This window comes from Paenibacillus sp. Marseille-Q7038 (assembly GCF_965111595.1).
Genome location: NZ_CBCOOM010000002.1, coordinates 1,252,658 through 1,276,122, shown reverse-complemented (window position 1 = coordinate 1,276,122; position 23,465 = coordinate 1,252,658). Strand labels below are relative to the sequence as shown.

General features: G+C 43.4%; 23 protein-coding genes. 3 read left to right on the top strand and 20 right to left on the bottom strand.

All coding sequences use genetic code 11. The features are described from left to right. The first annotated feature begins 33 nt into the window (after positions 1 to 33). The gene (locus tag ACWPWY_RS23215) at positions 34 to 1,104 is read left to right on the top strand and encodes a glycosyltransferase family 4 protein (protein ID WP_454193844.1); all 1,071 of its coding nucleotides are present in this window, start codon (positions 34 to 36) and stop codon (positions 1,102 to 1,104) included. Positions 1,105 to 1,125: 21 nt separating this feature from the next. Further along, complete coding sequence (locus ACWPWY_RS23210) at positions 1,126 to 2,574, top strand: glycosyltransferase family 4 protein (protein WP_454193843.1); 1,449 nt, start codon at positions 1,126 to 1,128, stop codon at positions 2,572 to 2,574. 46 nt (positions 2,575 to 2,620) lie between these two features. On the opposite strand, the gene ACWPWY_RS23205 is transcribed toward ACWPWY_RS23210, so the two are convergent. From ACWPWY_RS23205 to ACWPWY_RS23115, 19 genes are all read right to left on the bottom strand, one after another. Continuing rightward, positions 2,621 to 4,813: a stalk domain-containing protein gene (locus tag ACWPWY_RS23205; protein ID WP_454193842.1), complete on the bottom strand. Its 2,193-nt coding sequence runs from the start codon at positions 4,811 to 4,813 to the stop codon at positions 2,621 to 2,623. 176 nt (positions 4,814 to 4,989) lie between these two features. Continuing rightward, positions 4,990 to 5,763 carry a type I 3-dehydroquinate dehydratase gene (gene aroD / locus ACWPWY_RS23200; RefSeq protein WP_454193841.1) on the bottom strand — a complete coding sequence of 258 codons (774 nt, stop codon included), beginning with the start codon at positions 5,761 to 5,763 and terminating at the stop codon, positions 4,990 to 4,992. Between the two features lie 150 nt (positions 5,764 to 5,913). Then, the gene (locus tag ACWPWY_RS23195) at positions 5,914 to 6,960 is read right to left on the bottom strand and encodes a glycosyltransferase family 4 protein (RefSeq protein ID WP_454193840.1); all 1,047 of its coding nucleotides are present in this window, start codon (positions 6,958 to 6,960) and stop codon (positions 5,914 to 5,916) included. Between the two features lie 21 nt (positions 6,961 to 6,981). Next, positions 6,982 to 7,683: a glycosyltransferase family 2 protein gene (locus ACWPWY_RS23190; protein WP_454193839.1), complete on the bottom strand. Its 702-nt coding sequence runs from the start codon at positions 7,681 to 7,683 to the stop codon at positions 6,982 to 6,984. Positions 7,684 to 7,701: 18 nt separating this feature from the next. Further along, a complete protein-coding gene (locus ACWPWY_RS23185; RefSeq protein WP_454193838.1) occupies positions 7,702 to 8,283 on the bottom strand; it encodes a class I SAM-dependent methyltransferase in 582 nt (193 codons plus the stop codon). 25 nt (positions 8,284 to 8,308) lie between these two features. Beyond that, the gene (locus ACWPWY_RS23180; RefSeq protein WP_454193837.1) at positions 8,309 to 9,022 is read right to left on the bottom strand and encodes a glycosyltransferase; all 714 of its coding nucleotides are present in this window, start codon (positions 9,020 to 9,022) and stop codon (positions 8,309 to 8,311) included. Continuing rightward, the gene (locus tag ACWPWY_RS23175) at positions 9,019 to 9,978 is read right to left on the bottom strand and encodes an NAD-dependent epimerase/dehydratase family protein (RefSeq protein ID WP_454193836.1); all 960 of its coding nucleotides are present in this window, start codon (positions 9,976 to 9,978) and stop codon (positions 9,019 to 9,021) included. Before ACWPWY_RS23175 ends, ACWPWY_RS23180 begins: the two co-directional genes overlap by 4 nt. Continuing rightward, positions 9,960 to 10,790, bottom strand: a complete 831-nt coding sequence (locus tag ACWPWY_RS23170; RefSeq protein WP_454193835.1) for a dTDP-4-dehydrorhamnose reductase family protein — start codon at positions 10,788 to 10,790, stop codon at positions 9,960 to 9,962. The genes ACWPWY_RS23175 and ACWPWY_RS23170 overlap by 19 nt, the downstream gene beginning before the upstream one ends. Beyond that, a complete protein-coding gene (locus ACWPWY_RS23165; protein ID WP_454193834.1) occupies positions 10,787 to 11,773 on the bottom strand; it encodes a polysaccharide biosynthesis protein in 987 nt (328 codons plus the stop codon). The genes ACWPWY_RS23170 and ACWPWY_RS23165 overlap by 4 nt, the downstream gene beginning before the upstream one ends. Then, positions 11,766 to 12,857 (bottom strand): non-hydrolyzing UDP-N-acetylglucosamine 2-epimerase, encoded by a 1,092-nt coding sequence (gene wecB, locus ACWPWY_RS23160; protein WP_454193833.1) that lies wholly within the window; start codon positions 12,855 to 12,857, stop codon positions 11,766 to 11,768. The genes ACWPWY_RS23165 and wecB overlap by 8 nt, the downstream gene beginning before the upstream one ends. Before the next feature lie 16 nt (positions 12,858 to 12,873). Further along, entirely contained in the window at positions 12,874 to 14,289 is a 1,416-nt protein-coding gene (locus tag ACWPWY_RS23155) for a glycosyltransferase family 4 protein (protein WP_454193832.1), read from the bottom strand. A gap of 179 nt (positions 14,290 to 14,468) precedes the next feature. Continuing rightward, entirely contained in the window at positions 14,469 to 15,620 is a 1,152-nt protein-coding gene (locus tag ACWPWY_RS23150) for a CgeB family protein (protein ID WP_454193831.1), read from the bottom strand. A 5-nt stretch (positions 15,621 to 15,625) separates the two neighbouring features. Then, a complete protein-coding gene (locus ACWPWY_RS23145; RefSeq protein WP_454193830.1) occupies positions 15,626 to 16,732 on the bottom strand; it encodes a CgeB family protein in 1,107 nt (368 codons plus the stop codon). Between the two features lie 252 nt (positions 16,733 to 16,984). Further along, complete coding sequence (locus ACWPWY_RS23140) at positions 16,985 to 17,329, bottom strand: hypothetical protein (RefSeq protein ID WP_454193829.1); 345 nt, start codon at positions 17,327 to 17,329, stop codon at positions 16,985 to 16,987. Further along, a complete protein-coding gene (locus ACWPWY_RS23135) occupies positions 17,326 to 17,634 on the bottom strand; it encodes a hypothetical protein (protein WP_454193828.1) in 309 nt (102 codons plus the stop codon). Before ACWPWY_RS23135 ends, ACWPWY_RS23140 begins: the two co-directional genes overlap by 4 nt. A 2-nt stretch (positions 17,635 to 17,636) precedes the next feature. Next, positions 17,637 to 17,957 carry a restriction endonuclease subunit S gene (locus ACWPWY_RS23130; RefSeq protein WP_454193936.1) on the bottom strand — a complete coding sequence of 107 codons (321 nt, stop codon included), beginning with the start codon at positions 17,955 to 17,957 and terminating at the stop codon, positions 17,637 to 17,639. Between the two features lie 37 nt (positions 17,958 to 17,994). Next, the gene (locus tag ACWPWY_RS23125) at positions 17,995 to 18,282 is read right to left on the bottom strand and encodes a nucleoside-diphosphate sugar epimerase (protein WP_454193827.1); all 288 of its coding nucleotides are present in this window, start codon (positions 18,280 to 18,282) and stop codon (positions 17,995 to 17,997) included. Positions 18,283 to 18,417: 135 nt separating this feature from the next. Continuing rightward, positions 18,418 to 19,371 carry an L-lactate dehydrogenase gene (locus tag ACWPWY_RS23120; protein ID WP_454193826.1) on the bottom strand — a complete coding sequence of 318 codons (954 nt, stop codon included), beginning with the start codon at positions 19,369 to 19,371 and terminating at the stop codon, positions 18,418 to 18,420. Positions 19,372 to 19,413: 42 nt separating this feature from the next. After that, a complete protein-coding gene (locus ACWPWY_RS23115) occupies positions 19,414 to 21,048 on the bottom strand; it encodes a lactate permease LctP family transporter (RefSeq protein WP_454193825.1) in 1,635 nt (544 codons plus the stop codon). Positions 21,049 to 21,437: 389 nt separating this feature from the next. On the opposite strand from ACWPWY_RS23115, the gene galU reads away from it, so the two are divergent. Further along, positions 21,438 to 22,319 (top strand): UTP--glucose-1-phosphate uridylyltransferase GalU, encoded by an 882-nt coding sequence (galU, locus tag ACWPWY_RS23110; RefSeq protein WP_454193824.1) that lies wholly within the window; start codon positions 21,438 to 21,440, stop codon positions 22,317 to 22,319. Positions 22,320 to 22,452: 133 nt separating this feature from the next. On the opposite strand, the gene ACWPWY_RS23105 is transcribed toward galU, so the two are convergent. After that, positions 22,453 to 23,439: a glycoside hydrolase family 43 protein gene (locus ACWPWY_RS23105; RefSeq protein WP_454193935.1), complete on the bottom strand. Its 987-nt coding sequence runs from the start codon at positions 23,437 to 23,439 to the stop codon at positions 22,453 to 22,455. Between the last annotated feature and the right edge of the window lie 26 nt (positions 23,440 to 23,465).

Sequence of the window (23,465 nt, the reverse complement as noted above, 5' to 3'; positions counted from 1 at the left end):
TTATCTTATCAAATGTAACGGGAGGGGTATGTCTTGAAAGTACTATTTACTTTCTTTATTCCGAGCGGCGGTGTGGAGACGCTCAATCGGCTGCGCTGTGCAGCCTTGAAACAGCATGGTATCGAAGCACATACCTTATATCTCATGTCAGGCACCGGACTCCAGAATACTACAGGTACGGTGTTTACCATGTCAGATAATGAGGAGATTCGTGCGCTTTTAGAAGAACAGCAATATGATGCTGTTATTTCCACTTCGGATATTAATATGCTGGAACGGCTCCGTGTTTTTCTTCATTACAAAGGAAAAATCATCTTTGAAGCACAGGGACTCGGCACAAAAGAAGCGGCTGTGGAGACCATCGAAATGGCTTCCCCTTATCTGCAAGCCTACGCAGACGCTGTTCTTATTCCCCCAACCACCCATCTTCATCAGCTTTTTTTGGACATGTGCCCGTTTATGCACCTATTTATCATTAAAGGAATGCTCGATACAACGAGCTTTGCCCCGCTTGAAACCGACATCCCACCCTATCCAGCTTTACTCTGGGTCGGTCGTCTCGAATTTAATAAAAACTGGCGAGAATTTCTCCACATTGGTCACCGTGTAATCCAAGAAAAACCGGAAGCAAGACTATGGTTTTTTCATGATCCTACCCTTGCTTTTTCAGCAGATGAACAGCAGTTCTACGAAACATTAAAAACGTTACATTTAGAGGATAAAATCGGTATTTTCAGCAATGTTCCACACTCCAAGATGCCTATGTACTATTCCATGGTAGCGAGATCAGGCGGAGTTATGATTTCTACGTCGATTATGGAGGGCTTTGGATATGCCGTGGCTGAGGCGATTAGCTGTGAATGTCCTGTGGTCAGCACGGATTCAGACGGTGTAAGAGCGTTCATTACACATAACCAAACCGGTAAATTTTATCCCCTTGGTCAAGTTGAACAGGGGACAAACGAGGTGCTGGAACTGATGAACAATCATACGATTCGTACGGAGATTCAAAAGGCAGGCCGTGAGTATCTCGTCTCTCAATTTTCCCCGGATGCTTATGCCCATTCGTTCCGCCAAATGATGAACGCCTTGGCTGTTTTTTAAAAGGAAGGAGCACACTTCTTCATGAAAATACTCATGGCAACCTTCTGGGGACTACAGAACCTTGGGGGAATCTGGACCTATATTCGGCAGTTATCGGAGTGGTACGCGGAACATGGAATAGAAGTCGATGTCATCGGAACCGATATGCAGAAAGAGACCGTATATATATTAAAAAAAGGGTGGTTATTCGAAAAAAAAGCAGTCCTCCCCACCCTGCGTTCACAGCTCTCTACGAATCAAGTCCCAGCCCTTCATGCAGACCCCTATCTTGCTTATCTGGAACTTAATCGGTATGCCTATGAACTTGGAATTGCTTATTTAGGAACCGAATCTTATGACCTGATTCATGCTCAAGACCCGATTAGCGCATACGCTATCTCCCGTGTAATGAAGCGCAAAGTTCCACTTATCACGAGCTATCATGGTTCACTGCATTTAGAAGGGTATCTCGATGAACTGCAGATGAACTCTGATGCGTGTAAAGAAGATTATTTACGTACCCCGCTGGGAAAATACTATAAGACGATGGAACAACTCGGCATCGCTGCATCTGATGGATTTATCGTCTCATCAAGCTGGATTCAGCAGCTAATGCAGCAATTGGGTGCACCTCCCGCTGCATTCAGCCGAATTCCTTATGCGGTAGACCTGATTCAATATGATGAGCTTGCAGCAAAACAAACTTCATATCCCGCACCTTCTACCAAGAAGGTGATTGCTTTTACCGGCCGATTGGAATATATCAAAGGAATTCATGTACTACTTGAAGCAGCCGCGATCCTGAAAAAGTACAGAGGGGATTTTGTCATCTGGATTGCCGGGGAAGGAAGTATGGGCTCTCTTTTTAAAGAACAAGCGAAGAAAAAAAGATTAACTGATCATGTGAAATTCTGGGGTATGGTTACTAATGTGCCTTCGTTCCTAAAGAACGTAGATATCTATGTACAGCCGAGTTTACAGGATACTCAGCCCTTCTCTGTCACGGAAGCGCAGCTTGCAGGCATTCCCGTCATTGTGGCAGATACCGCCGGTATGCCGGATATGGTAGTAGAGGGCAAGACCGGATATATCATTCCTCCTTCCGATGCTGCCGCTCTTGCCCGCAAGCTAGACTACCTTCTCACACATCCTAAAGTAAGGACCCGTGTCGGAGCGGCGGCGCGTACTTGGGCACGTAAATACCGTTCACTGGAACGGCAGGCGGAGGACACCCTTGCGGTTTATGAGCGTTACATTAAAAAGGATCATACGTCGGAGCGTGGGCAAGACGAGAAGACAGATATGAAAAAAAACAGAAGCGACGCACGAATAGATCCTCTGAGTACATCATCCACTTTCTCTCTTCCTCATCTGCCGATTTCTTCCGAACTTCTAGCAGATTTAATGAGCAAACTTCCTGCGGATTATCGCTTGCCTGATCGGAAGGTAATAAAAGAAGAAAAAGACGGTGAACAAACTAGTTTACGCTAGCTTGTTCACCGTCTGATGCACCATTTCATTGGCGCACTCTAGAATACTAGAGTTTCGTAACCACCTCAACTGCATTCTTCGTTAGTGTTGAGCCAGTAACAGTTACCTTCGTAATCGCAATGAGCTGAGTATCTGTCATCAGCAGTTTTACGATGGTTCCTTGTGTCTTGTATGTTTTCGTCGTGGATAGCGTCATTGTATCCACTTGGTTAATCACATTTTTTGTTGCTGTATAGAATTTTTCTGTATGATTCTTATTCGCAACAACGATATCAAACTTATCCATCGTACCGGCATAGTTCATGTCACTCGTTTTATTATTCGTAGCCGTAAACACAGAACCCGCACCGTTCACAATAAATTTACCATCTGGCGTAATCCCAAATACCGTGGACAATTTATAGTCTCCATGATAAGGAGAATCATAGGTGGTCGTGATCTTCCCATCCGTGAGCTGGAACACATCCATATCTCTCGGACTTAACGGAGTAGTAATAGAGTAAATTCGATTCTCTGATGGATGCATCATGATTTTCGTTTGGTGATATACGCGAGACGAAGAAAGTTCTCTCTTGGTCGTCCTGTCATAACTTTTAATATATGTCCACTGACCGGAACCTGAAGTAAGATACACATGACCCGACTCATCAGCCACAATATCATAAGGGTCAATATCTACATCCCACTCCTCTATTACTTGAAATGTGGATGGATCAAGTACTCTCACGGTTCCGCCTTGCTCTCCATCATACCGGTAGGGACTGTATTCTCCATCACTAAAAATGACGTAAAGTTCTCCACCTGCATATACGAGTTTCCGCGGTGCCTTGCTAAATGGAGTTGAAGTCTTGATCACTTTCTTCTCCGTGAGATCGTAACAAATAATGGTGGATTCACTGTCATCAATGGCATAGACAACTGGCCTAGATGGATCAGTTACCGCTTCCTGTATAACTTCATTTAATACACTTACATTCCCTGTCAGTGTAACTGCTGGAGGTTTGGGGTTTTCTTCCGGCGCATCTGTTCCAGATCCATTCGAGGGTTCTCTGAATTGATCCTGATTTAATACTGCTATTTTTGAAAATGTCATTGCATTATATTTGCTGATCCATGATTTCGCATAATCAATAGGGACCGCAAAATTCAAATTCCCTTCATCTATACCGGAAGAAGTAACCCCAATCACTTCTCCTTTTTTATTAAATAGTGCTCCACCCGAACTACCTGAAGCAATCGGTGCTGTAAATTGAATTAAACTTTGGTTATCAATTACACGAAGCCCACTAATTATTCCCGTTGAAACGGTGTTTTGCAGTCCTTCCGGATTACCAATGGCAACAACCGCCTGTCCTTTCGCCAAGTTCTGCGTGGAACCCATATGTAGCGGAGGTACATTTGTTCGAATCTTTGCTTTTACTAAAGCCAGATCATTAGTCTTGTCCACAGCTACAACGCCTGCTGCTTCATACACTTGATCTTTTCCTGTGTAGATAACATAACTGCTTGCTTCATTAATAACGTGATAATTCGTTAAGTACAGACCATAACCTACCGCAAATGCACTTCCAAATCCGGTAGATTCACCGCTGCGATCCAGTGCTTCTAATAGAACAACACTTTGCTCAAAACTTGCGATTTGCTGATTCGTTAGGTTTTTGCCTGAGTAAGGACTTTTATTGTACGGTTCTAAAATAAATTTTAAATAATCTACTATCTCGGCATCTTGAGTCGGATGTAGAATTGATTTCTCACTAATTACAATCATTCCTCGACTGTAAAATACCTTCTTGCCGAGTGTTTCACTAATTAGACGAATGGGCACAAACGTCCGGCCTTGTTTATATTCCGCCGGTGCATCAAGTGCTGTCTTTTTCCCGTTCACAAGTATGGTCTTGCTGCCCAGTGTAATCTTTATTTCCTTTCCCGCAAGAGTAATGGTTGCAGTAGAAGTCGCCTGATTCCAGGCAACACGTGCACCAAGACTTTCACTAATAAAGCGCAGCGGCACCATCGTTCGCTGACTTTTTACATAAGGCACAATATTATAGTTATTTTCGTCAATAATACGGTCTTCCGTATCATAGATGGCGTTTGGACTACCGATGGAAAGGATAACCGCCTCGTTAAAAAGATCCTCAAAGTTGAGTTCATCGGCTTGAGCATACCCAGAAAACGGGTAGCAGAGCAGCCCTAAAATCGTAAATACAATTAGTAAACCACGCTTCATTTGTTTCATTCTGTCTCCTTCTAGGTGTGTGATATTTTTAAGGCTACGTCAAAAAAAACCTTGGCCCTAAGTTAAGACGCAGAATGAATTATAATGTTTCACACAATTTAAATGAAACCATAATTTACCTTTAAACAAAAAAACGCTTGAACCCAAAAAGGCTCAAACATTTTTTCGTTACCCAATTACATATGTTTATGCAGCACGTTCAGCACACTACGAAGTTCTCCGACAGGTACCTGACCTGGAGCGGATGCTTTTTTAGCAGATCCAAATGTGAGTGCAGAACCAAACAGTTCACCCGCGATCCGGCTGATCACCCCTTTGCCCGCCATAGACATGGTAATGATCGGTCTGTCTGCATACTCTTCTTTCATGGTATGAGTTGCTTCCATCAGCATGAGCACATCAGAGACACTTTGCGGCATCGCTGCCAGTTTCGGAATATCGCCGCCGAGCTCTTGTGCTTTGCGAAGACGAGAGACGATTTCTTCCTTAGAAGGTGTTTTATCAAAATCATGGTTTGAGATGATCACATAGACATTATGCTTATGTGCTGCCTCTATAATTGCTTTTACTTCTGCATCCCCTGTAAACAGCTCCGCATCCACCATATCTACTTGTCCAGTTGCTGCAATGACTTGATTCAATTCTACATAATAAGCAGTGCTGATTTCTTTTTCTCCGCCTTCTTTTGCGCTGCGGAACGTAAAGATAATCGGCTCGGATGGAAGAATCAAACGAATTTCTGCTAGAGCTTCCTTCACTTTCTCGGTATCTTCTACATGTTCAAAGTAATCGACACGCCATTCAATCACATCAAGATCCTGAGTTTTTAAAAAATCAGCCTCTTCTTTTAACTGTTCAACTGTCTCCCCTACGAGCGGAACACAAATTTTAGGTGCGCCTTCGCCAATCACAACATTTTTTACGATAACGGGCTTTAGCGTATTTTGCATGTTGATAGACTCCTTTATCTTCTCTATAAAGAGTTAATACTCGTTTTGGATAGTATACCTGTTATTACAGTTATTGAGAATGTATCAGCAAAAAACCCCTGCCTTCTGCGCAGAGGTCTTTTCATATAGAATTTTAAAAGAAACATACGGCTAATTAGCATGGACTCTGCTCACGATATCGTTCACAATCCGCTCCAGCTCGGAATAGCTTTTCTCCCAAGTAAAGACACTCGAGTCACGTTCCCCATTCTTCGCCAGTTTTAACCGTAGCGGGTGATCTTCAATCAGCCTAATAACATCCTCCGCTAACCGATTTTCGTATCGGTAAGACATAAGACAGTTTCGTTCATGCACTGCATATTCCGTGTTTCCTCCTGAATAACAAGCGACAAGAGCCGCACCGCATCGCATCGCTTCCAGGCCTGGAAGTGAACCTGTATCGTATGATCCTGAACTTACATAGATATCCGTCTGGTTATAATGATATCTCAGCTCTTCATCGTTTTCTGGAGTGAAGATATTATATTTCCCCGTCGATTGAAGAAACTGAATATCCTCAGAGTCTGCATATTCCCCAGGAGGTGTGATTAGGTTCAGCGTCACTTCTGAATGGGCAGCTTTCACAAGATCCAGCTGAGCAAGCAAGTATTTTTGTTCCCGATGCCACGAAAAATCCCCTTCTTCTTTCCGGTAGATCGAAGTAATATTTAAGGGTCCATTTAATTGATTTCGAAAACGCATATTATGGAAAAATGTACTGACACCTACTGGTACAATCCTGCCCTTTATCCCATGATTAAGAAAAATCATATCTTGCTGCCACCGGGATAAGACAAGTAAATGAGGGGTTAGATGATACGAAGGGAATGAATACTGGTTATCTCTCAGAAATGTAGGCTCATAACACAAGGACAATCGAACATGCAGTCCTTTTCCCTCTTCGCTGGCTTGTTGCGCCGGATAAGCGGTAGTGTAGAAATTAGATAAAATGACATCCCCTTTAGGAATATGGCGTGATTGTAAAATGGTCTCCTTCACTTGCAGAATTCGTGCTTTGATCTCATATTCCACGATCCCTTGGCTTGGCATGACGATCAAAACTTCATGCCCCGTGTCCACAAGACGATTCGCTAATTCCGCGATCATCCGCTGTGCACCGCCATGACATAACGTATATACAGGTAAGATGTAACGCACCTGCCCTTCACCTCCATACATTCACAGTAAAGATAGCAGAGCAGACCTATGAAGATTCTGAATGGCAGCTACCTCTTTTTCTATCTCTTCCATATGTCTTGCTGTCCCCATCTGTTCATGCATCCGGTATTTGATCAGCGGGATATCCACGCACCCAAGTTCGTAATGCGGAAGTAATCTGAGCCACATCTCATAATCATGTGCATAGCGGAAATTTGGATTAAACAGCCCCACTTTACCGAATACCTGCGCATCTAGCATGACGGAACAACCATTGATCGGACAATAGGATAAAAGAGTATGAATCATGTCTGATCTGCTTCCAAGCTTCGGATAGATCGTTTCTGTTTGCTCACTGAGCGTATTCATATAATGATATGCGGATTGGGTAAAAGACAATCGCTTTTCTATCATATAATTCACTTGTGTCTCCACTTTATGGGGAAGGAAGGCATCGTCACTGCTTAACCAAGCAAAATACTGCCCCTTCGCATGTACAATTCCTGTATTAAGTGCCGTCGCTGTTCCGCCATTCACTTTACGGATATAGCGAATTTGATCTTTATAAGGTGTAACGAGTTCAGTATGCTGGGTTGATCCATCATCCACGACAATAATTTCGAGATGGGGGTAGGTTTGTTGCAGAGCACTCTCGATGGCTTCTCCAATGTATTTGCAATTATAAAAGGGGATGACGATCGTCACGACAGGACTATGATACATGAGCTTCTCACCTCACTTTTACTCATCAAGGATTTTCCAAGCTAAAAGTGCATCAACAGGTTCATGTTCCGTACCATACGATTCTTCAAAAGAGGGATTCATTGGATTGTGGAATCCTTTGAGGACAATCACCTGGTATCCAATGTTTTCAAGTTCTTCTGCTTCCCAACCGCTGTAATGATTCTGATATATTTCGCCCTGTAAATTGTAGTGGTCAACTCCTTCTTGAGGAAAAAAACCACGCGGCGTAAAGATAATAATCCGATTTTTGGCAATCTTTTCAGCTTGCTGAAGGATCGATGTTCCATCTTCTTTTGTAAAGTGTTCCAGAGAATCAATCATGGTTACAGCGGAAAATGTATTAGGAAGAAATAATTGGTCTAACATTTTGGCATCTGCATTCAGGGGGATGACATGTGGAGCGGAGTAGACGCGATGTTCCAGGTAGGGCCGGTGGATATCTAGTGCTACAATGAGCCTGGACTCGTAATATTCTAGTAGAACACCAAGACCGCTGCCAACATCAAGCACACTATCTGAGAACCTAAGCAATTCACTTAATAATGGCAAAAAATCGTTTTTCTGTATTTCATGATACATTCATTTTCCCCCTTCCTTACAGACCTTACACTTGAAGCATCTGCCGTATCCGTTCAGCATACCTGGTTTGAATCATTCGGATTTCTTGCTGGATTTTATCTGCATATTTTACAGACCCCATTCCATGGTGTTTACGGTAGGCCGTCAGCGGTTCCGGTAAATAGGGAATCGTACATCCTTTCAGCAGAACGCGGTACCATAAATCATAATCATGCGTATAAGGAAGAGATTCATCAAACAATCCTATGTTCTCAAACAGTGATTTATGAAACATAACCGTACATCCATTAACTGGATTCCCCGTAAGAAAAACCTGCAGCATTTCCCTTCTTGTCAGGGGGGAAATGCCGGCACGGTATTGGGTTACACTGTTATTTTCATTAATATAGTTAAAATTGGTATGAGAAATGACAGCCTGCTGATTCATCATGAACTGTACTTGTTTCTCGATCTTCTCTGGATAAAGCCGGTCATCCGAGCTGAGCCAAACGATGTACTCTCCAGAGGCATACCGAATTCCATGATTCAGTGCGGAAGCCGTTCCGCCATTCGCCTTACCAAGATAATAAATAAAAGGCAGGTAGGGATGAATTTGTTCCGTATACTGTGTAGATCCGTCATCAACTACGATAATTTCTACCATAGAATACGTTTGGCTGAGTGCGCTGCGAATGGCTTGCGAGATATAGGGACAGTTATAGAAAGGAATGACCACTGTGACCAGAGGGAGAGAATTCATGCTTGCCCTCCTTCCTTACTACGACGATAGCGGTGATCCTGCAATACATCCTCTATAGAAGAGGCGAATGAAATTTCTGGTTTCCAACCTAACTTCGTAAGCGAAGCGCAGGAATCAGAATCATTATCTACAGCAGAGACACCTCCAGGACCAGAAGAAGGGGCTCCCCAAAGCAGAGGTACCTGTGCTTTTGTATAAGATCGAAGTAAGTCCGATATCTCTCCAAGTGTTCTTTCTTTACCTGAAATCACAGGATAAATTTTGCCTGGCTCCCCATTCAGCAAAAGCGCAAGATATGCCCGAACGGCGTCCCGCACATCTAGATAATCACGGGCATCATCACGGGATGATAAGCGGAACGGATTAGGATTTTCCCCTTGTTCAGCCGAAATGACATGTGCAGCAAGTAAGGAACATATCCCAGTGGAAGGTCCAGGCCCGATGAGATTTCCTGGTTCGGCGTAAATCATCTGCTGGCTATACATCGCTGAGAATGATACGGTAACGAGTTCCTCCATGTATTTACTAAGACTATAAGGGTGAGGAGGTGATAAAGGGAGATCTGGAACAGGAATGTACTTCAGACGTGAACCAACGATGACAGCTCGGCATTCAGGCAGCGTTCGCATGGCATCGAGCAGGTATAGCGGGGACATCACATTCATTTCAATGGTAGACACTGGGTCTGCCCAGGAGGCAGGTACTGAATTCTGACCTGCCAAATGCAAGATATAATCAGGCTGAGTATGACTCACAAGCCGATTCACTGCTTGACGATCTCGGAGATCACATAAATGTACGGTTACGTTAGGATCTTGCAAATCAACAGAAAGAGATCGGGTGACGGCCGCAACCTTTGCACCAAGCGCGCAGAGAAGGTGAACTGCATGCCGTCCTGTAAATCCAGAAGCACCGGTTACCAGCACGACTTTGTCTTTCAGTCCCGTTGTATCCATTCTTTCAACTCCTTCAGCATGTCACGATAAGACGGCAGAAGGGGGTTTACATCCTCCCGTGTAACAGCGAGGGTTCGATCCTGTTCAAACGTACTGTTGGGGACGATTATCGTTTCTTTGAGATCCCATATTTCTTTAAAAAGTAATAATAGCTCATACTTTGATACGGGATCAGGATGAGCCAGATGAATTAGACCCGACACTTTCGAAGTCATGTACTCATCCACCACCTTAGCAAGCATGAGTGTAGTCACTCCATTCCATCTTGCTTTCGTATACCCTTGCACAACCCCTTTTTGTGCAAAGAACCAATGCATTAGACCGATCCCATTCTTACGAATTTCCGGTCCGATAATGGAAGTACGTATCGTAAGATGACCCGGGGAACAAACTTCCCCGAGTGATTTTGTAATCGCATATATCGTCTCTCCATCTGGTAAATCCTCTTCTGTATAACCTCCTGACCGCTCCCCTTTGAATACGCAATCTGTGCTGATATGAATGAGTTTTGCGCCAACTTGATCAGCTAGATTCGCAAGGCGATGCGGTAAAAAACCATTGACATGGTAGGCTTGAATTATATTTTTCTCTGCATACTGATTTAAAATCCCCACTGCGTTGATAATGACATCAGGGTGAACTGCTTTTACGAGCAAATCTACACTGTGGATATCATTCACATCCAGGATCAGTCCGTTCGGATCTTTCTTATTACGAGATGTATAAAACACCGTGTGGTGTCCTTGTTGTTTGAAATATTGAACCATCATGTGCCCTGCCATACCATGACCACCAATTATGAGCAGTTTCATCCAAGGAACCCCCCGCGCTGCAGGATTTCCTTAATCTCCTCTTTCGACATCAGATTAAATTCCGAACTGAAACTGGAGAAGGTCACCGGCTCGTAGTATTTATAGTGTTCTTTTAGATCAGGCAGATTAATCGTTGGAAGAATCACAAGATATTTTTCATCATAGACAATGGTTGTTCTGCTCTCGAACTCACTCATTAGAATTTCGTGAATTTTCTCTCCCGGCCGTGTACCTCTTTCCACGATTTGCACCCCGGATACCCCTGCATCTTCAATTAATACTTCGGCAAGATCGACAATTTTGCAGGTAGGCATCGTCATTACAAAAATTTCTCCGCCCACACTTTTTACAGAAGCATCAAATAAGAGCGATATCGCATCGCGAAGCGTAAGGAAGAATCGTGTCATCTCCATATCCGTAATCGATACTACGCCTTTATTCTTAATCTGATCCTTAAACAGATGGACCACACTTCCGTTCGTACCCAGAACATTTCCACCACGCACGGTAACGAATGCTGTTTTACTGCGAAGTAAGTTCGCATATACAATCAGCTTTTCTCCAATCGCTTTTGTCATTCCATAAAAGTTCGATGGATTTGCCGCTTTATCCGTGGAAATATAGATTACTTTCTTCACTTCATTCTCCACCGCTGCCTCAATTACATTTTGCGTACCAATAACATTGGTCTTTAATGCTTCATAGGGTTGATCCTCACAGACTGGTACATGCTTCAGTGCTGCCAAATGATATACATAATCCACTTCTTTGCAAGCGGCAACGAGCGCTTCCTTATCCCTGATATCTCCGATACAAAAACTGAGGCGGCTATCTTCAAACTCACGGCTCATGGCTACTTGACTCGATTCGCCGCGAGAATATACAATAACTTCCTTGGGATTCAAAGTCAGTAATTGAGTGATTAATTCATGCCCCCAAGAACCGGTACCTCCGGTAACGAGAATACGTTGATTTTCAAACATGCAGCTTCCCTCCAAGCAGAAATTTAACTACTTTATCCGATACATCTTTAGCGAGATACCCTTTGGGACACTCCCATGAACGCTGCAGTTCCATCATCAGCGCTGCCGAGGCTGCAATACGGTCAGCTTCCAGCCCCGATACAATGTTACTCCCGCAATCCACGGTCTCTGGCCGTTCCGTAGTCTTACGCATGGTCACGGTAGGCACTCCCATAATGCAGCACTCTTCCTGTACAGTTCCGCTGTCCGTTAAGGCACAGCATGCATTTTGCTCCAGCAAAAGAAAGTCGAAAAAGCCGAAAGGCTCATGGAATTCAACTAGCGGATGCATCTTAAGCTTCAAATGTTCCTTAATTCGTTCCGCTGTACGAGGGTGAATACTGCAAATGATCCGTTTTCCGTGTTTCTCTGCTACGAGATTCAGTCCTGTCATAATGGCTGCTAGATGCCCTGGATGATCTACATTTTCTGCACGGTGGGCCGTAACGAGAAAGTATTCTCCTTTTTCAAGTCTCAAGGTTTTCATGATTTTGCTGTCCAGCATCCGATTTTCATAATGCTGCATTACTTCGTATATGGGATTGCCCGTGAGTACAATTCGCTGACTAGGGACACCTTCCCGGATTAAGTGTGCTTTGCTTTGTTCTGTATAAGGCATATTAATGCTTGATATGGCATCAATTACCCGGCGGTTTTTCTCTTCTGGTACATTTAGGTCATAACACCGATTCCCTGCTTCCATATGAATGACCGGAATGCCCATTCTCTCTGCAAGAATTGCCGATAGAGCACTGTTGGTGTCTCCCAGCAGCAAGATTTTATCCGGCTTTTCTTGAATTAGAATCGTTTCCAGCTGACTGAACATGGCAGACAATTGCTCACCAAGCGTAGCTGCTTCATCCTGGAGTACATAATCCGGAGATCTCAGTCCTAATTCTCTAAAAAATTGGCCGCTCAGACTTTCTGTGAAATTCTGTCCCGTATGCACAAGGATGTGCCGATCTGCATAACGATCCAGCTTAGGAATAATAAGACTTAGCCGGATAATTTCTGGTCTTGTTCCAAGTACCGTCATGATCTTCAAGGTGAACCCTCCTTTTTCATGAAGTCATCTTCCGTTTTTTCCGAGACCTCAGAGGCTTCATGGCAGAACGTGTTTTTTTCCTTTTATTATTCTTCATTGGCTTCATGGTTTTTTTAACGGTTTTTTTCAACCTCACAGAGGTTGGTTTTTTCTTTCGTTGAGGAAGAATCTTCTTTTTCTTACTTCTCGCCGGTTTACGCTTCTTCGCATGAGTTCGAAGACGAGCAGCTGACGTATGGAACCAATCTGGGAATCGGCTCATGAGATCACGAATCATCTCTTCCGCGCGGGTCTTATATGCTTCTGAACCGTATTGCTGCTCTGCGACTACTTTACTTCGTTCTCCCGTACGTGCCGTTTCCTCTGGATTTTGGATACAGACAGCCATCCTGCTTGCTAATTCCTCAACACTACCCGGCTCAGCAAGTAAATGGGAATTACCGACCGCCTCCATCATCTCCTGAAGTCCTCCCTGCCCAAAGGCAATAACCGGTGTTCCAAAGTAAAGACTCTCCAGTGCCGTCATCCCAAAACCTTCTTTGACCATACTCGGGACGACGGTAAGATCCATCGCACAGTACGCTTCGCTTACTTGTTCAAGAAAAGGAGTGAAAATAAATTGATGACGGTACCCCGATTCGGAAATCAATCTCACACAATCGTTGTAATAGACTTCATCAACCGGGTTTCCTATAATCCAAAACCTGCTATGGGGATAAGATTCACATAAAGACAGAGCACTTCGTACGAAAGGCAGTAACCCTTTGGCATCGTATATAAAAGTGGAAATATAGCCAATGCAGAAATGGTCAGGGGATAGTCCAATCATGCTGCGTCTTGTTGTTCGAAGATCGTTCCACTGATGAATTGCAGCAAGAGAAGCATCCCACGTTGGAGATAATACGGTGGATTTTGCGGGGATATTGCCGCCTTGTAAGGGTTCGAAGACCGTTTGCGAGATGCCGATTACCCAGTTGCTGAACTCATCAATGATCTTTATGGATTCCGCAGTATACGCGTTCGTGGTAATGGTTTCGGTAATTTTCCAAATCACCGGGATGTTAAGCATTCGTGCTGCCATGGCAGGTACCGCATTCACACATGTATTCGTGAGTACGATGTGGGGAGATTCTTTTTGCAACAGATGGATAACGGCGTGAGAAGATGGGGTTTGCATTAACTGTTCTGCTTCATGTCTGAGCCCCTCGTAGGGAGTGTATATCGAATGAAGCAGTTCATAAGACTGGACTTTTACCCGAACTCCATTCTTTCGGGCTAGCCAGGAGATCAATCCTTCACTAGGGACCACGAGTACACAGCGAAAGTAAGGACTCATTTCTTGGCAAAAGCGCAACAACAACTTTTCTGCCCCCGTAATACTTTGGCTGTGACTGATATGACTGAATAACATTAATTTAGGCTTTTGTGTCATCTCGGGCGTACAACCTTCCTGCTTACTTACCTAACAATGGCAGCGAAAGGATGTGCGTTGTTCACCTCCTTCGATTGTGCGTTTGAAGGATCATGGCTCTAACCACAATATATGAAATACGGCAAATGACGGCACGACATATGCACCGTATCATTCGCACATAATTTACAGGAAGCTCGTTATGAGCCGAATATCGTCTGAAGCAGGGAGTGAATTCGGTGATGATACGAGTGCTCTTTCCACGTGCGCTCAAAGCCTCTTAGCGCAATTTCTCTCCGTTTATCTTCATTAGCAAGATAGTATTCAATTTTGTCCATCATCTCAGCAGCCGTCTCGTATGTTTCAATCTCTACTCCTGGTGTATAAAAACGGGCCAAATCTTCTCTGGCATCGGTAAGTTGCAGGGTTGCACAGGCTGAAATTTCAAAAGTACGAGGGTTGGGTGATAAAGCGGGGATCTTAAGACTGTTATTATTTACAGAATCATCTTCATGGGAACGGTGCAGGTTGAGCACAATCTTTGTTCCGTTGTACACATCTTTTGTCTCTTCTGGACTCATCCAGCGATTCAGTTCAATCTTAGGTTGATACTTTTCAAAATCAGTGAGTCGATCCCACCATATTCCGTTGAATACGGTTTGATGGGACATTATTTGCGGAAGAAGAGGATTAAAGTAGTTCACACGATTCCAATATCCTGATCCAATGAAACTGATATCTCTGCGATGAATGGTAGGCAGTGTATTCGGGTGAAACTGGGGGAGATAAGCAGCAAAAGGTAAATAATGTACTTCTGGACATCCGTGACTCTGATATAGCTCGATACAATTGAGTTCAAGTGTGAAGATATAATCATAATGAGGAGCAATATTTAGCGTTATATCTGTATAGTAGGGATCATCTGTCAGCCAGATTGCCGTTCGAATTCCTTGATTTCGAATTGCTTTTACCTGTTCTACCGGAAAGTACATTCCATCTAAGACCAGCACGAGATCAGGCTTCAGCAAAGCTGCCATTTTAGCAATCGATTCTTGAGGTTCTGCTACATGAAGCGTTGTTACTAAGTCTCGCAATGTTCCTCTTATTGCCTCATCCAGCGGGGAGTAAGGAAATCCCTTACCAGAGGAAACATAAAGGAGGTGTAGAGGGCGTACAGGAAAAGGCTCTACTGCTCGGTTCATAATAAAATTAGCGCGGCCGCGTAGATATCCGTCTTCGTATCCTTTTTGGAAAGTTGCACTCTGATTCGCTGGATTTACTGAATACGGCAAACGCTTCGGTCTTGCCTGTACCGTTTTCTTTTGCCGAGTCTTTACTCGTTTTTTAGCCACTATCATCATCCTCCTTCTTCTTGTCTTTTTACGAAGTGAATAGCTTTCACATAACTCAGCAACATGTGAATGCGTGATAGAAAAGTATGTTTCTCGTGCGTTGTATATAGACTTCTCCATGCAACAGCTAGCCGCTGTTCTTCATTCCCAAGGTAATAAGCGATTTTTTCCTGTAGCTGAGCACCATTTTCATAAGTCTCTATGTCATAGCCGGGCCTATAGTAATTCGAAAGGTCTTCTCTAATATCCGTGATTTGTAGTGTTCCACAGGCATTAATTTCATACGTTCTCGGATTAATAGAGCCTGCAGGAATCTGATGAGTGTTTCGATTATCCAGCCCGTATTCATGGGGCCTATGCATATTAATCACGATTTTTGCCCCGTTGTAGTAATTGACCGTTTCCGCGGGAGGAATCCAGTCCGGTTTGATAAAAGATGCGAGTAAGTCTTGCCTCTGCAGCCTGCCCCACTGTCCTCCTGCAATCAGGACACGTTTATTTTTCAAAAAAGGAGCGAGTTCATCAAACAAAGAGATTCGATTCCAAAATCCACTGCCAATGAAGCAAACATCATATTGATGATCTAAAGACGTCTTACGTGGAGAAAAAAGAGATGTATTTACACCGAGCGGAACATGATGGACATGGTTGGCTCCCTGCTCCTGATAGAATGGTATCGCCCTAATTTCATGGGTGAACACGAGATCGTAGTGCAGACAGATGGCTGCTGTATCTTCTGTAAAATAAGGATCATCTACGAACCAGATCGCTGTCCGGATTCCCAAAGCCCGAATCTCATCGATTTGCGATAAATGATTCTCAGGAAAGACATGAAGACCATTCATGACGAGCACAAGATCCGGCATATGGATCGCAGCATATTCTTTCACATGAGCGGCATCCACTACGATACACTCCGAGACAGCCATCTGAAGAGCAGCAATGACCCCTTCATCGATGGCTTCAAAACCTTGCGGGACATAAATTACTTTCATCTGGTGGATCATATATTCGGGTTTCTTTACTCTCTGAAGAATTGCCTCACACCCACCGAACCGAATCCCTTCCGCATATCCATCACGATAACTTTGCTTCCTCCTTGTCAGTTTCACCTCGCACTCACCCTATCTCTCTTGTACATTAGTTCATGTCGTCCTTCTAACTATATGCCCTAAGGTCAAATGCATCATGGACGTGTGTCCAGAGCCAAAGAAAATTGGCGTTTGTACGGCAGACATTTGTCTTTGGTGTGTTATGTATATGTGAGTTTATTCAGGTAACTTGTCCTCCCAAAAATGAGCCTAAGCCGTCATCTTGTACGTCTGTTTTACTTAAGTCAGACGAAGATGACGGTCCTTGCGAGCTTAGATCTCCTCACCTTGATAAGCGAGAGCATGACCATCTTCGAACCCTTTGGCAAACCCGACGTTGAACCCTTCGTTGTAAACGTCGTTGTAGGATTTGAGTCCGGTTTTTTTTACTTGCGAGTGTCGCTTCGCGGTATTTTTCGGAGAAACTTTTCGTTTGCTTTTCTTTTTTTTGATCACGGAAGAGGAGTTCTTTTTCAATAGAGATTTGGTCTTCCGCCCTGTAAGTTTCCTTCTCTTCTTGGCTAATCCCCTTGCTTTCGGTGCCGAATGAGCGGCCTTTTTGGCAGTACCTTTTTTTAAGGATACCGCTTTTAAAGACTTTTTTCTTTTCATCATCATTCCTCCTGTTTACGCTTGTGTCTTGAGATGCTCGCTTGCCTGACAAATAGCTGATTTGCATACCATGGAGAAGCAGGGTTTCCCTTATTCAGTGGATTGATCTTCATCATCCCGGCCATCTCTGCCATCTCCATACGGCAGCGTTCAATAAGAAGGATATGCTCAGGCACAATGTCCTCGGTGGAGCTAATTAGCTCATAGCGATCTGCAATGATGGTCAGCAACCGCGACAGTGCAGACTGACTTCTTGTCATGGATTCAAGAAACGCGATTTTCGCTTCTCTTTCTTTGGATAGCAAATTCATCTCTATCCCTTACCGCTGTCATAATCCATCATTTGATCAAAACCATTCTCTTCGCTTTGATGAAGCAGTGCTTTCAAATTCTTATTCAAACCAGCTTCCATTCGGTTAATTCCCTCAAGCAGTTCAATTAACTGCTCTTGAAGTTTAAGGGAGACGGTTAGTTGATCCTCATGACTGTCATAGATGGCACCGGTTAAGTGATTGACGGACCAGTTTCTCATTTTCTCTGCTTCGAGTGCCTTCGCCTCCAATATAAGGGAAATATTGTACTGGACTTTGACCGCAGCATCAAGCATTTGGAGCAGTGATTTCTCTCTGTTCATTTCCACGATCACCTGCCTTCTTTAAAATAGTAGAAGATTACTCTTCATCAGCCACTGCCAGTTCCTTTACCAGATGAGAAATGGAGTCAGCAATCATTTCTTGTAAATCAGCAAGTCCGCCCAAATAAGCAACAATGCCCGCATTTATAGAACCGGAACCATCAAGCAACCCTTGAGCATCTGTAAAATGCGGCATTAGATCCGGCATTTCATTCATGAGTTCAGCCATACGGACATTGACCTCTCGTTCCGCATCGAGTACTCTGGCAACTTGCTGATGAGCATGAGCCATATGTGCCAGCATTTCATCTAATTTGTTTTGCATGACCCGGCCCTCCTTTATAAGATTAAGATCGGTTATTTCATTTCTCGAAAAAAAACAAAAAAATCCCCGGCCTAAGCATTTGCCTTAAGTAGCATATGCCGGGCCGGGGAACTCAGTTCCTAGATATGAAGGGGATTAGCTATAAACTTTAGCGATTAATTCTTTAAGTACTTTCGCAGAGTGATTAAATTTCGCTTTTTCTTCTTCGTTAAGGTCAATTTCGATGACTTCGCGAACTCCACCGCGGTTAACAATCGCCGGAACACCGATATATAGATCATCTTGACCATAATGTCCCTCAAGAAGAGAAGATACGGTTAAGATACTATTTTCATTACCGAGGATTGCTTTGGTAACACGAGCGAGTGCCATACCAATCGCATAGTAAGTCGCACCTTTACGTTCAATAATGTGATATGCTGCATCACGAACGTTAACGAAAATTTCATCGAGTTTTGCTCGATCTTCTGGGTTGTTACGACGCTCAATCACTTTATCGAGGGATTCGATACCGATGGAAGCTTGGCTCCATACCGCAAATTCTGTATCACCATGCTCACCAATAATGGCTGCGTGGACGTTACGTGTATCCACTTCCAGGTATTCACCGATCATATAACGCAGACGAGCTGTATCCAACGTTGTTCCCGAACCAAGCACACGTTCTTTTGGCAAACCGGATTCTTTCCAAGTTACATAAGTAAGGATATCAACTGGATTAGAAGCGATCAAGAAAATGCCATCAAATCCGCTGTCCATAATTTCACGTACGATTGTTTTGAAGATCTTCGCATTTTTGTCTACAAGATCAAGACGGGTTTCACCTGGTTTTTGCGGCAAACCTGCTGTAATAACAACAAGGTCCGCATTTTTGCATTCTTCATAAGAACCGCTCCATACTTTAGTTGGAGAAGGTGCGAATGGCACACCATGATTAAGGTCCATTGCTTCGCCTTCGGCTTTAGCAGCATTTACGTCAACAAGAACGAGTTCCTCAGCAATCCCCTGGTTAATCATAGCGTAAGCGTAACTGCAACCTACTGCTCCAGTACCTACCAATACAACACGATTAATTTTATTACCTACCATAATAATAATCTCCCTTCAATCTCAAAAGCTGAATTTTTGTTCTTAATAAAGAGCCCAGTTTATTATCCCAACAACAACGAGTAAAATTACACTGATCTTGATTGTAAATTTAAACAATTCATTCTCTTTACCCGCAAGACCTACTGCCGCTGCAGCTACGGCTACCGATTGCGGCGAGATCATTTTAGCCATTGCACCACCCATTACGTTCGCAGCAACCATAGCTTCTGGCAGAATGCCAATTTGGTTTGCCGTTACAGCTTGCAATGGTGCAAATAGAGATCCGCTGTTAACAACAGAACCGGTCAAGAATACCCCAATCCAACCCAGAATTGGTGCGAACAACGGGAAGATACTGCCCGTTGATGCAAAAGCAAGACCGAGTGTTGAAGACATACCTGAATAGTTACAAATGTAAGCAAATGCAAGTACGCTACAAATCGTAATAATCGGGATGTACAATTCTTTAAACGTTTCTATTGCTGCTTCTTTAATGATGCTTCCTTTAATACGATAAATCAGTATGGTTAGAAGCGCTGCAATGACAATTGCGGTTGTAGTAGATGAGAATAAATCAAGATTAAATACAGCAGCGTAAGGTGTCTCTTCTGGAACAACCGGAGGTTGTCTCAAAATTTGGTTATGAACTCCTTTTATAGGGAAACTGAAGACCAGATTGTTAAGCGGTCCACCTGCTGCGAACAACGCTTTGACTGGTTTCAGCGAGAACAAAATAACCATAATCGTCAATAGAACAAATGGTAACCAAGCGAAAGCAACTTGTCCCAAGCTATATGTTTCTTTCTTGATCGTTCCTTTTGCTTGGTTCGCTTGATCCTCTTTATTTAAACGATAAATTTCTTTTGGTTTCCAAATACGCAGGAAAAGCGCAAGTGCAACCAGACTGACAAGGGCAGAGATAATATCCACGAGTTCAGCACCCAGGGTATTAAGTACAATAAACTGAGTGATGGCAAATGAACCTCCACTTACCAAAATCGCTGGCCAAGTTTGTCTCATTCCTTTAAATCCATCAATTAAGTAAACCAACAGAAAAGCAATCATTAAACTGATAATCGGAATAACGTACGATGTTCGGCTTGCAACTTCAAGTCCAGAAAGTCCCGTAAGCGTAGCAGGTGTCGTAACGGGAATTCCCATCGCACCATAAGAACCTCCAGCAATATTAGCCACAAGACAAAGACCAGCTGCATATACAGGCTTAAATCCTAAACCAATCAGAATTACCGCTGTAATCGCTACAGGAGCACCAAATCCAGCCGCCCCTTCCAAGAACGCACCAAAGGAGAAAGCAACAAGAAGTACTTGTAATCGCTGATCTTCGGTAATTGTCGCTATACTATTCTTGATTATATCAAATTTTCCTGTTTTTACCGTAAGTTTATACAAGAAAATTGCTGCCAGTACAATAGAAGCTACCGGCCATAACCCAGCAAGCACGCCATAAAAACCAGTCCCTACCACTTTAACGAAGGGCATTTTGTAAAAGAATAAAGCTACACAGGCTGCAACAACAATGCTCAGCAGTCCGGCTACATAGCCTTTCATTTTAAAAACCGTTAAAGCTACAATAAAGAATATAATGGGTATGGCAGCCACCAAAGCAGATAGCCATATATTGCCCATCGGGTCGTATATTTGATTCCAAACCCCCACTTGTATCTCACTCCTTAATGCTAATTGTTTAGATATTGTGAGCCGCGCTAGATTATCCTATTCACATTGCCGACAAAATAGAGATGCTTGTCTTTTTTAAAACTAATCATGTGAAAACTTTCACTTTAGTCTGGTAAAAAAAGCGGCGTTTTTTCAGTCATGATGTTTGTCACAATGTCCCGGCCGCGTTTTTACTATAGCGATGCGGATAAACATTGTATGTGATTTTTCTCACACATTAAAACAAATACATTATATTCCAATGAATTATTTCTAACTTTTTCTAATAAGGAGAGATAAAATCCCATCAAATTCCGTACTTTGTGACTTTATTCCATAATCTTGATATGATGAATATAAGCAGATAAGCTAGGAAGGTGATGAAATTCATGACAGTAAAAAAAGCAGTAATTCCTGCCGCAGGACTTGGAACCCGATTTCTTCCCGCAACAAAAGCCATGCCAAAAGAAATGATGCCGATCCTGAATAAACCAACCATTCAATATATTGTCGAAGAAGCAATCGCTGCTGGAGTCGAAGATATTATCATCGTTACCGGAAAGGGAAAAAGATCCATCGAGGATCATTTCGACCATGCTTTTGAACTGGAACAGCTGCTTGCAGACAAAGGGAAGTCCCTTGCTCTGGAAGAAGTTCTCTCTTCCTCTACCGTGCCTAATATTCATTATATCCGGCAAAAAGAACCCAAAGGTCTAGGCCATGCGATCTGGTGTGCTCGTAAATTTGTCGGAGATGAGCCATTTGCGGTACTGCTTGGAGATGACATTGTCGTAAATCCTGTACCTTGCTTGAAACAGTTGATTGATGAGCATGAAAAGGTAGGTGCATCAGTACTGGGGGTCATGCAGGTACCCGATGAAGATACACACAAATACGGCATTATGGAACCCCGTGGAAAAAGAGGGCGAAGTTATTCTGCACTGCGTTTTGTCGAGAAACCGAAACCTGGAACCTCTCCCTCCAATCTTGCCATTATCGGCCGGTATGTACTGACACCTGAAATTTTCCCTCTGCTGGAAGAGCACCACATTGGTCTTGGCGGGGAAATCCAGCTAACTGATGCGATTGAAAGATTAAATCAAATTACGCCTGTATACGGTTACGAATTTGAAGGTAAACGATATGATGTAGGTGATATACTAGGATTTCTTGATACGAATATTGAATTTGCTTTAGCTAACCCCAAGTACCGTGATGAGGTATTACGCATGTTACATACCAAACTTGAAAACACCTCTTTACATCGATAAATTCACAATGATAGATTACTGTTTTCCACAATAAAAAAGGAGTATGTCCCATGTTACGAGACATACTCCTTTTAAGCTTTCTCCTTTGCTGGTCAATCCCACAGCAGTCCGTGCCATCCCCTCAAATCCTACTTCACTTCTCAGGATAAGGATCAATCATGCGAATCGTTCCATCCGGATAGTACGTAAGCTCCGCAAATTTTACGCAACGCTTATAATCGACACCACCGGAAAGAGAACAGTCGTGATAGAATAAGTACCATTTCTCCTGAAATTGCACAATCGAATGATGTGTTGTCCAACCCATGACGGGTGGCAAAATGGTGCCTTGATAAGTGAAAGGTCCCATTGGGCTATCACCGATGGCATACACAAGCTTGTGTGTCGATCCTGTAGAGTAGGATAAATAATATTTGTCATTATATTTGTGCATCCATGGTCCTTCAAAATATCTGCAATCCTCATTCCCTGCGGTCAGCGGCTTTCCTTCTTGGTCAAGGATCACAATCTCCATTGCTTCTGAAACCATTGAGAGCATATCCTCACTTAGCTTTGCAATTCTTGGTCCAAGCGCCGGCTCATCAGGAGCTGGGCCTTCTGCATGTTCCACGTAGCTTCCCGTCTGCCACTTCTCTAATTGTCCGCCCCAAAGTCCTCCAAAGAGTATGTAAGCCTCTTCATTTTCGTCAACAAAAACAGCAGGATCAATACTGAAGCTCCCCTCCATATACTGTTCCTCCGGCTTGAATGGGCCTTCGGGAGAGATCGATGTAGCTACACCGATGCGAAAAATCCCTTCATGATCCCGCGCAGGAAAAAACAAGTAATACAATCCATTTTTGAAAGCGGCATCCGGCGCCCACATCTGGCATGACGCCCATGGTACATCCTTCACATGTAGCGCCTCACCGTGATCTGTCACGGGCGAATCCAGGTCAGCCATCGATAAAATGTGATAATCCTCCATCTTATATTGATCACCATTGTCATTAACTGGACCATCGTGATCCAAATCATGGGAAGGGTAAATATAGATACGATTCTCGAATACATGAGCTGACGGATCGGCAGTGTAAATATGAGTGACTAAAGGTTCATGCGGTTTAGGCTGTTTAGGCATTGTTGACATCCAAACAACTCCTTCCA